The sequence below is a fragment of the Sediminibacterium sp. TEGAF015 genome (assembly GCF_025997995.1).
Classification (GTDB): Bacteria; Bacteroidota; Bacteroidia; order Chitinophagales; family Chitinophagaceae; genus Sediminibacterium.
This window is the reverse complement of the sequence record NZ_AP026683.1, coordinates 892,622-905,905: the sequence shown is the minus strand read 5'-3', so window position 1 is coordinate 905,905 and position 13,284 is coordinate 892,622. Positions and strand designations below refer to the sequence as shown.

The window sequence follows — 13,284 nt, the reverse complement described above, 5'->3', positions numbered from 1 at the left end:
CATTAATCCACTTTACTATGAATTTGAACAATTATACCATTAAAGCGCAGGAAGCAATTCAGTCTGCGCAGCAGGTTGCCTATAACAATGGAAATCCATCCATTGAAACGGATCACTTGCTGAAGGCTTTATTAACTGACAAGGATTCAGCAATTGAATTTTTGTTAAAGAAGAACAATGTGAATCCTGTTTTTCTGGAAACCAAACTTGCCGAGCAACTGAATAAGTTGCCAAAGGTACAGGGAGGAGAACCTGCTCAGAATGCCGGACGTGATTTCAGTAATGCTTTGCTGAAAGCAACTACCGTAATGAGTTCCTTTAAAGATGAATTCGTTACCCCTGAACATCTCTTGCTTGCTTTGGTGCAAATGAGTGATGCTACCGGAACTTTATTAAAAGCTGCAGGTTTAACAGAGAAGGGATTAACCACTGCCATTAAAGATTTACGAAAAGGAGATACCATTCGTTCGCAGGCACAGGAAACGCAGCTAAATATGCTGAATAAATATGCCAAGAACCTGAACGATATGGCCAGACAAGGCAAGCTGGATCCGGTGATTGGCCGTGACGAAGAAATCAGAAGAACCCTGCATATACTTACCCGCAGATCTAAAAACAATCCCATTTTAGTGGGTGAACCCGGTGTTGGTAAAACAGCTATTGTAGAGGGACTGGCTATGCGGATTGTAAATGGAGACGTACCTGAAAATCTGAAAAGCAAAATTATTTATGGATTAGACATGGGGCAACTGATTGCCGGTGCTAAGTATAAGGGGGAATTTGAAGAGAGACTAAAAGGTGTGGTAAAAGAAGTGACTTCCAGTGATGGAGAAATTATTTTATTCATCGATGAAATTCATACATTAGTAGGTGCAGGTGGTGGCGAAGGAGCTATGGATGCGGCCAATATATTAAAGCCTGCATTGGCACGCGGAGAGTTAAGAGCCATTGGTGCAACCACATTAAACGAATACCAGAAATATTTTGAAAAGGACAAGGCACTGGAAAGAAGATTTCAGAAAGTAATGATTGATGAGCCTTCAGTAGAAGATGCCATTTCAATTTTGCGTGGTTTGAAAGATCGGTACGAAACGCATCACCATGTTCGTATTAAAGATGAAGCTATTATTGCTGCAGTAGAATTATCCAATCGTTATGTTACGGATCGTTTCTTGCCCGATAAAGCCATTGACTTAATAGACGAGAGTGCAGCCAAGCTGAGACTCGAAATGAATTCTATGCCAGAAGAGCTGGATAAACTGGAACGTCAGATTCGTCAGTTGGAAATTGAGCGCGAAGCCATTAAGCGGGAAGACGATGAAGACAAACTAAAAGAACTCAATATTGAAATCAGTAACCTTGCTGTAGAGCGCGATACGCTGAAAGCGAAGTGGACTCAGGAGAAAGAACTGGTGGAGAAAGTACAGTCTGCCAAAGCGAGGATTGAACAATTGAAGCAAGAAGCCGAGCAGGCAGAGCGTAATGGCGAATATGGAAAAGTAGCTGAAATTAGATACGGTAAAGTAAAAGAACAGGAAACCCTTATAGCTTCCGTTACCGAACAGTTGATGCAGACTTCGGAGAAAAGGTTATTGAAAGAAGAAGTGGATGCAGAAGATATAGCAGAAAGTATTGCCAAGGCAACGGGTATTCCGGTAGCCAAAATGCTGCAAGGGGAGAGAGAAAAATTATTGCATTTGGAAGAAGAACTGCATAGCAGGGTTGTAGGACAGGAAGAAGCCATTGCTGCGGTTTCTGATGCCATCAGAAGAAGCAGGGCTGGATTGCAAGATCCTAAGAAGCCAATTGGATCCTTTATTTTCTTAGGCACTTCTGGTGTAGGTAAAACAGAACTGGCGAAAGCCCTGGCAGAATACCTGTTTGATGATGAGACTATGATGACCCGTATAGACATGAGTGAATATCAGGAAAAGCATACGGTTTCCCGATTGATTGGCGCACCTCCCGGATATGTAGGGTATGATGAAGGCGGGCAATTAACAGAAGCTGTGCGCAGAAAACCTTATAGTGTAATTCTCCTGGATGAAATTGAAAAAGCACATCCTGACGTTTGGAATGTGATGTTACAGGTATTAGACGATGGCAGACTAACAGATAACAAAGGCAGAATGGTGAATTTTAAAAATACGATCATCATTATGACCAGCAATATTGGTAGCCATTTAATTCAGGAAGCGTTTGAAGGGGTAGAAGAAAACGGACTGGAAGATGCTGCTGAAAAAGCTAAGACAGAAGTAATGCAATTGCTAAAGCAAACAGTAAGACCTGAGTTTCTAAACAGGGTAGATGAAATTATCATGTTTAGTCCGTTGAATAAGAAACAGCTGAAGGGTATCATAACTATCCAGTTGGAATCCTTGAAAAAACTGGTTGCCGAAAACGATATTCAATTACGCTTTAGTGATTATCTGGTTGAATACCTAATGGAAAACGGATTTGATGCACAGTTGGGGGCAAGACCTTTGAAGCGATTAATTCAGAAGTTAATTGTAAATGCATTGAGTAAGAAAATTCTTTCCGGAGATATTGATAAAAACCAACCGGTACTGGTGGATGTATTTGATGGTGTAGTGGTTTTCAGAAACGAATAAACACAGTCGCCATAATGCTATATTAAGTTGAATAGCGTATATTAGAGAAAGTCTTGTATGAAAATTTTACTGACAACTCTTTTTACGATATTCAACTTTTTTTTGTTTGCACAGAATATGTATGTGGCCAAACCAGTTACCCATTTTGTAGAAGTGTACGATGAAAAGGGAATGACTATCAGTGCCAATGTGGGAACAGTAAAAGGTAGCCCTTTATGGAGAGATGAATGGTGCAATGCTAATGTGGAAATGTTCAATGGGAAAAAGTTTTTGAATCTACCTTTAATCATCAATTTGGTAAATGGTCATATCCATTTTAAAGAAGGGGATGCAGAATTTCAATTTGTTGATGCTATTCAAAAAATGACATTGTATTATCAGGAAGAGGGGGTTGCTGATTCTATTACCATTCTGAAACTGAGCCCCGATAGTCCGCTGTTATATGAAGTGAAAAAATCTTCCGCTAAATATCAACTCCTTCAATTGATTCATAAGAAAGCAGTAGATACTTATGATTATGGAAAATCATCCGGAGGAAAACAGTTTGAGCTCTTTAGAGAAAATTTTTTGCTACGCGTTTCTTCCCGTGAATTGGTTTCTGTTAAAGGCAAATCGGTTGCAGAATTATTTATATCAGATGCCGATGCGGCAATTCAAATTTTACCTGCTGCAAAAAAGCGTAAACAGTTAAGTGTACAAGATATTAGTACCATTATAGCCGGTCTCTAAAAAAAACTTTTTTGTTAAAAATTATTTAACAGGCAACATTCCCAAATCACCTGGCATCTATTTTGTATTCCCACTATTGACGGGGAATATTTCCAAAACTTTTGCGATTGGCTAAACAGCTGCAATATGCGGCATGGCTATGTATTGCAAAAAATAAAAAAATGTAAATGGTATAACACTACACTAAAAATTTGAACCATGAAAAAAACAAACCCCCTTTTCTGGATGGCAGCAATGGCCATCGTACTAGTAGTGTCACTGGCAGCTTGTAATAAAGCAGCTTCCATTGAAAACCCGGTTGGGTCTCAATCTGTGTCTTTATATTTAACAGATGCTCCCGGTGTTTTTGATAATGTATTGATAGATATAAAATCTGTCTGGTTATTGGTGGATACCAGTAAAAACACACGTAAAAAAGACACTTGTGATTGGGATAGAATCGGTCGTTCCCGTGATGACAAAGATGATTCATCTCTTGTCTGGAAAAATCTGGGTGTAAATCCTGGTGTATATGATATCCTGAAATTGCGCAATGGAGTAGATACTTTATTGGCAACAGCAACGGTTCCACAGGGTGCTATTCGTTTGATTAAAATTGAATTGGGTACCACACATACACTGGTTAAAGACAGCGTACGCTATCCTTTGAATTTGCCTTTAAATGAAAAAAATTATATCCTAGTAAAACTGAAAGGACATGAGTGGGATGAGTTTCTTCCTAACCGTTCCAGACTTTGGTTAGACTTTGATGTAAGCAGATCTATCATTGAGAAAAATGGTCAGTTTTATCTGAAGCCAGTAATTAAATTCTTTACAGTGAAAGAAACAGCCAGTGTGTCTGGTAAAGTAACGCCTAAAGAAGCACAAGCTGTAATAACCGTATTCAACAGCAAGGACACAGCATATGCATTGCCTAATCATGAAGGATATTTTAAAGTAAGAGGTTTAGCAGACGGCACATACAGTGTATTTGTAAACGCTTCTAACGGATATTTTGATACGACCATCAATAATGTATTGGTTTCTAAAACTAAGGAAGCGCAACTGGGTGTAATTACCTTGAAAAAATAAATAGGCTTATCATAAGGGTGATTAGTGGTGGGGAGATATGGTGGATTCCCCCCGATACAAGTCCCGGCAAGTTTCTTGTCGGGATTTTGTATTTTACAGGATGCAATCATCATTTTTGCTCTATGGAGCCAACGGATATACCGGAAGACTCATTGCCGCAGTGGCAAAAGAGTATGGTTTAGAACCCGTATTGTCGGGAAGAAATGCTGCCGCATTAGAGGCAATGGCCTCGGAGCTGGGTCTGCAATATCAGGTAATTGACCTTTCTGAAAAAGATAAATTGATAACAACTCTGCGTTCTTTTCCGCTAGTATTGCACGCTGCCGGCCCCTTTATGTATACGGCTAAACAAATGGCAGAAGCCTGTTTGGAAGCAGGTACGCATTATATTGATATTACGGGCGAAATAGGCGTGTTTGAATTACTCAAAAGAATGGACCATGCTGCCAGGGAAAAAAATATCATGATTATGCCTGGTGTAGGGTTTGACGTGGTTCCTACAGATTGTATGGCCTTGTTTTTGAAAAATCAATTGCCCGATGCAGTGAATTTGAAACTGGCTTTTGCCAGTATTGGTGGAAAATTATCTCATGGAACAGCTACTACCATGGCCGAAGGAATGGGAGAGGGAAGTGCAGTAAGACTGAATGGTAAAATCACCCGGGTACCGCTTGGGCATAAAGGCATGTGGGTAGATTTTGGACTGAAAAAATTATTTGTGATGACAATTCCCTGGGGAGATATCTCAACTGCCTTTACAACAACGGGTATTCCCAATATTGAAACCTATACAGGGGCTTCACCTAAAACATTCAAGTTGTTGAAGTGGCAGAATGCATTTAACTGGATGCTGAAAACTTCTTTTGTGAAAAATTACTATAAAAGTAAAATAAAGAAAATGTCTGCAGGACCCAATGAGGAAATGCGTGCAAAGGCCAAATCGATGGTTTGGGGAGAAGTGGAAAATGCCAATGGCAATAAAGTTTCGGCATTGATGGAAGGACCTGAAGGGTATACCTTAACTGCCATTAGTAGTTTACTGATTGCTAAAAAAATACTTTCAGGAAATTTTAAGGCGGGCTATCAAACGCCAGCAGCTTGCTTTGGAGAAGACCTGGTGATGGAAATTCCTGGAGTAAAAAGAAGACTAGTTACATCTTAACTTATTTTATTTAATATTTGCCCTCTATGGCCTCAAATAAAAAAGCAGCAGTTGGTTTTATTTTTATCACGATTTTGATTGATGTGATTGGTCTCGGATTGATTATTCCTGTAGTGCCTAAACTGATTGAAGAGTTATTACACAATGGTAGCACCAGTCTGGCGGCTACTTACGGCGGCTGGCTTACTTTTTCCTATGCTATCATGCAGTTTGCTGTTTCCCCCATTTTAGGGAACCTGAGTGACCAGTATGGAAGAAGACCCGTTTTGCTTTTTTCATTACTTGGTTTTGGTATCGATTATTTATTTGTGGCTTTTGCTCCCTCCATTGGCTGGCTTTTTGTAGGAAGAATTATAGCAGGAATTACAGGAGCCAGCATTACTACTGCTTCCGCTTATATGGCTGATATCAGTACCCCAGAAAACAGAGCGCAAAATTTTGGAATGATCGGAGCTGCTTTTGGATTGGGTTTTATCATTGGTCCTTTATTGGGTGGATTGCTAGGCGAACATGGGTCTCGTTTGCCATTCTTCGTTGCTGCCGGACTAGCCCTGGCCAATTGGTTGTACGGATATTTTGTATTGCCTGAATCCTTGCCCAAACACCTGAGAAGAAAATTTGAATGGAAGCGTGCCAATCCTTTGGGCTCTTTGTTGCAATTGAAAAAATATCCTGCAGTTGCAGGTTTGATAGGATCATTGATTCTAATTTATCTGGCGGCACATAGTGTACAGAGTAACTGGAGCTTTGTAAATATTGAAAAATTTAAATGGACTCCCAAGCTAATTGGGATATCATTGGGTATTGTTGGATTTTTGATTGCGCTTGTACAAGGTTTGTTGATTCGGGTAATTAATCCCCGGATTGGGAATGAGAAAAGTGTGTATCTCGGATTGAGTTTATATACACTAGGTCTTCTGCTTTTCACTTTTGCCACACAAACTTGGATGATGTTTGCCTTTCTGGTTCCTTATTGTTTGGGTGGGATTGCAGGACCTGCATTGCAGTCTATTATTTCTGGAAATGTTCCGCCAAATGAACAGGGTGAGTTGCAAGGGGCCCTTACCAGCTTGATGAGCCTTACTTCTGTTTTAGGACCGATTATGATGACGAGCACATTTGCTTATTTTACAGGGCCCAGTGCACCGTTTTATTTTCCCGGCGCTTCTTTTTTATTGGGTGCACTGTTGATGTTGTTTAGTCTGATTTGGGCATTCAACGCATTGCATCTGAAAAAGGTTAAAAAATAGTAAGGCCCTGCCGAAGGCAGGGCCGGCATATCCCCCGATATGCGTCATGAACTGTTATTTATAATTTCTTAAGATTGCTTAGTATAGCAGCCAGTGTTTTTTTCTCCGGCTTAATGGAAACATAGGTCTTATTATTCAGATAGGAATAGCCTGTTTCGCTGTAATAAAATTGATTGCCAATCAATGAAATCGTAACGATATGAATCTTTTTCTGTTGTGGAATTAAATCCGATTTAAACGATCTTGAACTTAATTCGGGTTGTAATTGAATCACAGTATTGTAATCATCAACAGCAGCAAACACCACTGTATTTTTATTGGTGAAATTGGGAGGTAATAGTACATGTAGTTTGTTGGTGCTTCCCAGATTGGTATTGGGCGTTGCAATAGCCATCCATCTAAGCTGATCGGTACTTAGTTCGTAACGCTCAATATCTTTAACGCCATTGTAAATTCTGTAAACCGATTGCTGCACATTAGAGGCATTGGCTTCTTTCCAATAAAACTGTGGGTCTGCTAATACTTGTGCAGTATAGGTTACAGATTCCTGCCCTGTGTAAATTCTCATTTGTTGATTCACTTGGTCAACATTATTCCCCGCTCTAATAATATATTTTTTCCCTGGCGCAATACGCAACTCTTCCCCATTAGCTGAAGCAATGATGCAAAATGCCAGATCAGATTCAAGCATAGTGCCTGGGTTTTCAGATGATTTTACAGTTCTGATAAATTCTCCTTTTTCATCTAATAGCAATACTTTAATCTCAACGGTACCGGTAATCAGGTCTCCTGATTTGCTCACGAATGCATTTGCAGGAAATAATACGCTGAATTTATCTGTAAAACTAAGTGTCTTTGCCTGTGTGCCAGTTAATGTATCCTTGTGATTGTAGACGGCTGTAGAGTCCAGTATTCGCTGTATGGCTGCAGCAGTAATGTTGCTGCTAGACCAAGTTGTATCATTGCGCGCATCATTGTTGTACACAACAAAATTATTTCCGTCGGAAACTTCCTTATTGCAAGCAGCAAATAGCGTGATTGCGGCAAATGCGGTGAAATAATATTTAAAAAAGTTGCGTAACATTATGCTATAGATACTGTATTTATTTTTATTGTTGCCTATCGGTTATTTAAATTAAATCGCAATCCCAAGGCTAATCCTCCAATACTGAATTTTTGATTGAATGGTGCGCCAGTAGTTGTTATATTGGATAAATTATATCTGAGATAGGGTTCAAAAAACAATTGCGTATTGTAATTAATCCTTTTGGTAATATTGAAGCCTGCGTATAAGCCCAGGCCAATATTCTTTTTATACATCATGCCATTGTCTTTACCAACGGCTACAGCTGCTAGGCTGCTGTCTAACAAAACTCCTTCGTACCAGCTGGATACATTTACTATGGCACCAGCTGTTATGCCCCACTTCAAATCTTCATTGCCAAACTGAACACTGGCCAGTACAGGAATGTCCAGACTTCTGAATCTGTTTTTTACTGTATTGGTTTTAAAACCAACTTGCGTTAATGTGCTGGTGTCTCTTACAATTAATGTATCGCCCGGAGCACGTACAATGGATCGTACGGTTACCACTGTTGTGGTTCTTGTTTCGTTTTCAGTTTTATAAGTAAACCTTTCGTTTATTTGAGAATATTGCAATCCGGTTTTAAGCGATAAATAATCATTCAGTGGCTTTACAATTCTGAATCCGGCAGAAAATCCAGGTCTCATAGATTCACTGCTGTCTTTGCGGCTTAATAACTGAGCAGTGGCTGTATTATTGCTGATTGTTTTAAAAGCCATATCAGGAGATACATACACTTCCAGATCCCAATCCGGATTTCGCTGTTTTCTATCTGTAGGACATATCACAACATTTTTAAAACTGGTAGCATGTTGATAGGCATTCACATTGTGTCGGTTGCCCTGCCAGGTATTTCTATTTTGTCTGATAAAAGCATTGCCGGCTTTTTCAGCAGTTCTGTATTCCTCTTCCTTTTCTTCATCCGCTTGCTCTGCTATTGACTTATCTGATTCAGTATTGGCCACATTCAACTGAATGCTATTCTTTTTCTGAGCGTTGTCCAGTAAACTTTGTTCATAAGGGAATACAGAACCACGCTCTTTAAAAGATGCTGTTTTGTTTTTTCTGTCTAGTTTCCACTCAGCTGCATTCCTTGCATTCTCTGTTTTTTTAGCGGAAGATGCACTGGTAACAGCCCTTTCAGCATCTGGTTCTCCTTCTGTTACTTTACCTGAGCTGGTAGCTGATTTGTCTTCTATGCCAACAGTATTCTGTGTGTTTTTCGTAGAACTTGGTTCCTGTACCTGAACAGGAGCGTAGGGGGAAGATGGCTTGTTTGATTGGAAAGCGTAATTGAACAAATAGGCGGCAACCGTTCCAACCAGCAATACAAGAAGAATGGAGGCAGCCACGCGGTATTCTTGTGGAAACCAGAACAGGAACCTTTTTCTTCTTTTCTTTTCCTCTTCTTCAGTTGCAATACCCGGTGCCTGCGGTGAAAATGCAGCATGTATATTATCCCAGATTCGGTTGGGAACTTCTGCCGAATGTTGGTATAGTTTCTGATGAACAAATTCATCGAATGGATCAGTTGGCTCCGATAAATCCTTAGCGGCAATTTTTTCCCATAAGCCTGCCGGTACAGGGGCGCTGTACGAATGCAGTTTTTGGTTAATCATTGTATCGAACGCTTTGTTGTTCATTTAAACGGCAATCTTTTGTAATTGCAGAATTTGACTCTGCAACATTTTCCGGGCTTTTACCAACTGACTCCTGCTGGTGCCAGCCTGTATGTTTAGCATTTCTGCAATTTCATCGTGACTATATCCTTCTATCACACTCAGGTTGAATACCATCCTGTATCCCTCTGGAAGCGCTCCAATGAGTTTCATCAGGTCTTCCTCCCCCAGAAAATGATAAGCACTGGGGTCTATAGAGGGAAGGTCTGGCTGATGGTCATCAATTTCCTTAAAGCTCATTTTCTTTCTTTCCAGATGTCTGATAGCAGTATTCACTACAATTCTTCTTATCCAGCCTTCAAATGAGCCTTCAAATTTAAATTGACCGATGTATTGAAAAACTTTGACAAAAGCATCCTGCAGCATGTCTTCGGCTTCCATGTTATCTTGGGCATAACGAAGACATACCCCCATCATCTTGCCTGCGTATTTTTCAAATAGCATACGCTGGCATGAGGGGTTTTGTTCTATACAGCCTTTTATCAACTCGTGCTCGGTCAAAAGAGGGTGGTTTAGGGTTGACATGTAATAGAGGACAGTTTTTGGTAAAATGCTGCCTGAATGATGTAAACAATACAAAATTGTACCAAAAAGCCCCTGTTTGACAGGGGCTAGGGTATTTTATGATTTTTTTAATCTTTTTGACTCCATAGAGCGGATAGGTTAAACACTTAGAAACTGATCATGTATATAGTCTACAACGCTGATGAGGCTTCCGGTTTCCCTGAATACCTTCAATTGTCTGTCTGCACCTGTTCCTCTCTCAAAAATTTTGGAAACATGCTCCACTACATGCCTGCTTCCCAGTTCATCTACTACATCATCCACAAAATCCAGTAATTCATAAATCAAGGCCTTGGTATCTACTTCCGTTTCCTTTCCAAAATCAATTAGTTTACCATCTATTCCATATCGGCTCGCCCGCCATTTGTTTTCATTGAGCAGAGAACGCTGATACATCATGAAATTTAGGTTCTGATTTCTGAGCTTGTAAATTTTGGCACAAATTGCCTGAAATAAAGCAGCAATGGTCATGGTTTCCATGATATTCATGGGAACATCACAGATTCTGAATTCAACCGTATTGAAAAAAGGATGAACCCTTAAATCCCACCAGATTTTTTTTGCATTGTCTATACAGTTCGTTTTAATCAGGAGGTTTACATAGTTTTCATATGCTTCAAAACTTTCAAAATAATCGGGTATTCCTGTTCTGGGGAATTTGTCGAATACCTTAGTACGGAAAGATTTGTAGCCGGTATCCCGTGATTCCCAGAAAGGGGAGTTGGTACTTAGTGCGTACACATGGGGTAAGAAATACCTGGCTGTATTGGCAATATGAATGGCCATTTTGCGGTCTTCCATCCCAACGTGTACATGTAGTCCGAAAATTAAATTACTTCTTGCAGCTTCCTGTAATTCGTTTACAATCTGATTGTATCGTACATGATCGGTAATCAGCTGGTTTTCCCAATGGCTGAAGGGATGTGTACCAGATGCACCAACCCAGAGGCCCAGGTCTCCGGCAATCTGAGCAATATTTCCTCTTAAAGAGGCAACGTCTTTAAAAGCTTCATCAATGTCTTTGCAAATGTCAGTTCCCACTTCTACCACCGCCTGGTGCATTTCAGCTTTTACTTTGTCCTTTAAGGTTTGCTGACCTACTTGTACAATTTTCTGTTCATGGCTTTTTAATTCGCGGGAAAGCGGATCAATCACCATATACTCTTCTTCTACGCCTAATGTGAAGTGTTTATAATTAATTCTTGACATAGTAGTCTTGTTCTATCAGCTTAATATAATGGCTTACCGTTTGCACTTCTTTTGATGTATTCGCCCCAGGTTAAATTGTCTTTTCCAGGTTGATATGCTTGCGCTTTTTCTATAGCAAATGTGGCTGCTGTTTCTACCACCCAATCAAAGTTTTCCTGACCAACACTTTTAATGTCAGCATCCGGTGCAGGATTGCAGAAATCAATAGCATAAGGCACTCCGTCTCTTAAGGCCAGTTCAACCGTATTAAAATCATAGCCCAGGTACTGATTGATTTTTAAAACTATATCTGTCATCATTTTCAGCTTTTCTGCAGATGGCTTAAAGTCGGCTGCATATCGTAAATGATGCGGATTGCGTGGTTCGTAAGACATGATTCTTACATACTTGCCACCAATGCAATAACAACGATAGTATTCCTCAAAAATGATTTCTTCCTGTAACAACATAACCAGCTGTCCTGTTTCTGAATGCTTTTCAAAAAAGTCTTGCTGATCATTCAGCTTGTATACATTCTTCCAACCTCCGCCGGCAAAGGGTTTCATGTATGCAGGAAATCCTACATAGTTGAAAATGCCTTCCCAGTCTAATGGATAGGAAAGATTGCTGAACGATAATTCTGCAGTATCTGTTGGCAAATCTCTGGATGGGAGAATTACTGTTTTGGGTACAGGAACCTCTATTTTGGTTGACAGGCAATTGTTGAAAAACTTTTCATCTGCACTCCACCAAAATGGGTTGTTGATAACTGCTGTACCGCATAGAGCTGCATTTTTTAAATAGGCCCTGTAAAACGGAACGTCCTGACTGATACGGTCAATTATCACTGCATAGCCACTATCTTCTCCTTGAATTACCTTGTCAATTTTTACGGGTTCAGCCATGATGCCTTTTACCTGCTTACTGTTAATTCTTTCGATAAATGCCTGCGGAAAGCTTCTTTCCTGCCCAAACAGAATCCCGATTTTTTTCATGTTTGCCATTTTGGTTTAGTTGTAATTTAAGTCATAAGATGATAAATAAAAAAATATAATCCCCTATTTTTGAGCATATGCATGCACATCCTTCTGCTAAAGCAGCATCTATACAGTTGGAAACCTGTCAGGTTCATTCTGAATACCTGGAAAGAGAAGTTACCATTGACATTTACCTGCCTTCTCCAATGAGTGATTTTGATCAGACTTCCTTATTGCTTTTTAATGATGGGCAGGATCTGGTAAAGATGGAATTTCAGGAAATACTATCTGGATTAATTGACACAGATAAGATTGAACCCCTTTGTTGTATTGGTATACATTGTGGCCCGGACAGAAAAATGGAATATGGAACAGCTTATTCAGCAGACTTTAAAGGGAGAGGAGCTTCTGCTGGCCTTTACACGAAATTTATTTTTGAAGAGCTGCTCCCTTTTATTCGTAAAAAATTTAATGCGCCATCTTTCAGAGATAAGTCATTCGCAGGTTTTTCACTGGGGGCTTTAAGTGCTATGGATATTGCCTGGAATCATGCTAGTGAATTCAGGAAAGTAGGCATGTTTAGCCCTTCTTTATGGTGGAGAAGAAAAGGGTATGATGATGGATACGATGATGAGCAAGATCGTCTGATGCACTTACAGGTCAGGAAAGGGAAATTCTATCCATGGCTTCAGTTTTTTATTGAATGCGGAACATTGGATGAAACCGCTGACAGAAACAATAATGGGGTGATTGATTCTATTGACGATGCGCTGGATTTGATTGTTGCACTAAAAGCCAAGGGATTTACGGATGAACATATTGCCTATCTAGAGTTAGAAGATGGTAAACATGATGTGGAGACCTGGGAAAAAGCCATGCCTGATTTTCTGAAATGGGGCTGGGGACGATAAGTATTGAACCTGGTTTTCTCTGATTTACACTATTGTAAACAAAAAGCCCCGAGTATA

At 39.9% G+C, this 13,284-nt stretch carries 11 protein-coding genes; 6 read left to right on the top strand and 5 right to left on the bottom strand.

Annotated features, from left to right (window positions below; translation table 11 throughout):
* Positions 1-17: 17 nt before the first annotated feature.
* From clpB to TEGAF0_RS04045, 5 genes are all read left to right on the top strand, one after another.
* The gene (gene clpB, locus TEGAF0_RS04065; protein WP_264900282.1) at positions 18-2,612 is read left to right on the top strand and encodes an ATP-dependent chaperone ClpB; all 2,595 of its coding nucleotides are present in this window, start codon (positions 18-20) and stop codon (positions 2,610-2,612) included.
* 57 nt (positions 2,613-2,669) lie between these two features.
* Positions 2,670-3,341, top strand: coding sequence for a hypothetical protein (locus tag TEGAF0_RS04060; protein WP_264900280.1), 672 nt, complete (start codon positions 2,670-2,672; stop codon positions 3,339-3,341).
* 198 nt (positions 3,342-3,539) lie between these two features.
* A complete protein-coding gene (locus tag TEGAF0_RS04055) occupies positions 3,540-4,412 on the top strand; it encodes a DUF4382 domain-containing protein (protein WP_264900279.1) in 873 nt (290 codons plus the stop codon).
* Positions 4,413-4,512: 100 nt separating this feature from the next.
* Entirely contained in the window at positions 4,513-5,574 is a 1,062-nt protein-coding gene (locus tag TEGAF0_RS04050; RefSeq protein WP_264900276.1) for a saccharopine dehydrogenase family protein, read from the top strand.
* 26 nt (positions 5,575-5,600) lie between these two features.
* Complete coding sequence (locus TEGAF0_RS04045; RefSeq protein WP_264900275.1) at positions 5,601-6,824, top strand: TCR/Tet family MFS transporter; 1,224 nt, start codon at positions 5,601-5,603, stop codon at positions 6,822-6,824.
* Between the two features lie 58 nt (positions 6,825-6,882).
* On the opposite strand, the gene TEGAF0_RS04040 is transcribed toward TEGAF0_RS04045, so the two are convergent.
* The 5 genes from TEGAF0_RS04040 to TEGAF0_RS04020 all read right to left on the bottom strand — a co-directional run bounded on the left by TEGAF0_RS04040 (position 6,883) and on the right by TEGAF0_RS04020 (position 12,334).
* Positions 6,883-7,908: a hypothetical protein gene (locus tag TEGAF0_RS04040; protein ID WP_264900273.1), complete on the bottom strand. Its 1,026-nt coding sequence runs from the start codon at positions 7,906-7,908 to the stop codon at positions 6,883-6,885.
* Between the two features lie 35 nt (positions 7,909-7,943).
* The gene (locus TEGAF0_RS04035; protein WP_264900271.1) at positions 7,944-9,527 is read right to left on the bottom strand and encodes a PorT family protein; all 1,584 of its coding nucleotides are present in this window, start codon (positions 9,525-9,527) and stop codon (positions 7,944-7,946) included.
* A 24-nt stretch (positions 9,528-9,551) separates the two neighbouring features.
* Complete coding sequence (locus TEGAF0_RS04030) at positions 9,552-10,031, bottom strand: RNA polymerase sigma factor (RefSeq protein ID WP_264900269.1); 480 nt, start codon at positions 10,029-10,031, stop codon at positions 9,552-9,554.
* Between the two features lie 219 nt (positions 10,032-10,250).
* Complete coding sequence (locus tag TEGAF0_RS04025; protein WP_264900267.1) at positions 10,251-11,360, bottom strand: carboxylate-amine ligase; 1,110 nt, start codon at positions 11,358-11,360, stop codon at positions 10,251-10,253.
* 20 nt (positions 11,361-11,380) lie between these two features.
* Positions 11,381-12,334 carry an ATP-grasp domain-containing protein gene (locus TEGAF0_RS04020; protein WP_264900266.1) on the bottom strand — a complete coding sequence of 318 codons (954 nt, stop codon included), beginning with the start codon at positions 12,332-12,334 and terminating at the stop codon, positions 11,381-11,383.
* A gap of 77 nt (positions 12,335-12,411) precedes the next feature.
* On the opposite strand from TEGAF0_RS04020, the gene TEGAF0_RS04015 reads away from it, so the two are divergent.
* The gene (locus TEGAF0_RS04015; RefSeq protein WP_264900265.1) at positions 12,412-13,227 is read left to right on the top strand and encodes an alpha/beta hydrolase; all 816 of its coding nucleotides are present in this window, start codon (positions 12,412-12,414) and stop codon (positions 13,225-13,227) included.
* The last annotated feature ends 57 nt before the right edge of the window (positions 13,228-13,284 follow it).

What these genes read in the sequence shown, in the direction of transcription:
- TEGAF0_RS04030 (WP_264900269.1), bottom strand. Translation starts at nt 10,031, where the DNA reads ATGCTATTTGAAAAATACGCAGGCAAGATGATGGGGGTATGTCTTCGT.
- TEGAF0_RS04035 (WP_264900271.1), bottom strand. Translation starts at nt 9,527, where the DNA reads ATGATTAACCAAAAACTGCATTCGTACAGCGCCCCTGTACCGGCAGGC.
- TEGAF0_RS04055 (WP_264900279.1), top strand. Translation starts at nt 3,540, where the DNA reads ATGAAAAAAACAAACCCCCTTTTCTGGATGGCAGCAATGGCCATCGTA.
- TEGAF0_RS04050 (WP_264900276.1), top strand. Translation starts at nt 4,513, where the DNA reads ATGCAATCATCATTTTTGCTCTATGGAGCCAACGGATATACCGGAAGA.
- TEGAF0_RS04040 (WP_264900273.1), bottom strand. Translation starts at nt 7,908, where the DNA reads ATGTTACGCAACTTTTTTAAATATTATTTCACCGCATTTGCCGCAATC.
- clpB (WP_264900282.1), top strand. Translation starts at nt 18, where the DNA reads ATGAATTTGAACAATTATACCATTAAAGCGCAGGAAGCAATTCAGTCT.
- TEGAF0_RS04045 (WP_264900275.1), top strand. Translation starts at nt 5,601, where the DNA reads ATGGCCTCAAATAAAAAAGCAGCAGTTGGTTTTATTTTTATCACGATT.
- TEGAF0_RS04060 (WP_264900280.1), top strand. Translation starts at nt 2,670, where the DNA reads ATGAAAATTTTACTGACAACTCTTTTTACGATATTCAACTTTTTTTTG.
- TEGAF0_RS04025 (WP_264900267.1), bottom strand. Translation starts at nt 11,360, where the DNA reads ATGTCAAGAATTAATTATAAACACTTCACATTAGGCGTAGAAGAAGAG.
- TEGAF0_RS04020 (WP_264900266.1), bottom strand. Translation starts at nt 12,334, where the DNA reads ATGAAAAAAATCGGGATTCTGTTTGGGCAGGAAAGAAGCTTTCCGCAG.
- TEGAF0_RS04015 (WP_264900265.1), top strand. Translation starts at nt 12,412, where the DNA reads ATGCATGCACATCCTTCTGCTAAAGCAGCATCTATACAGTTGGAAACC.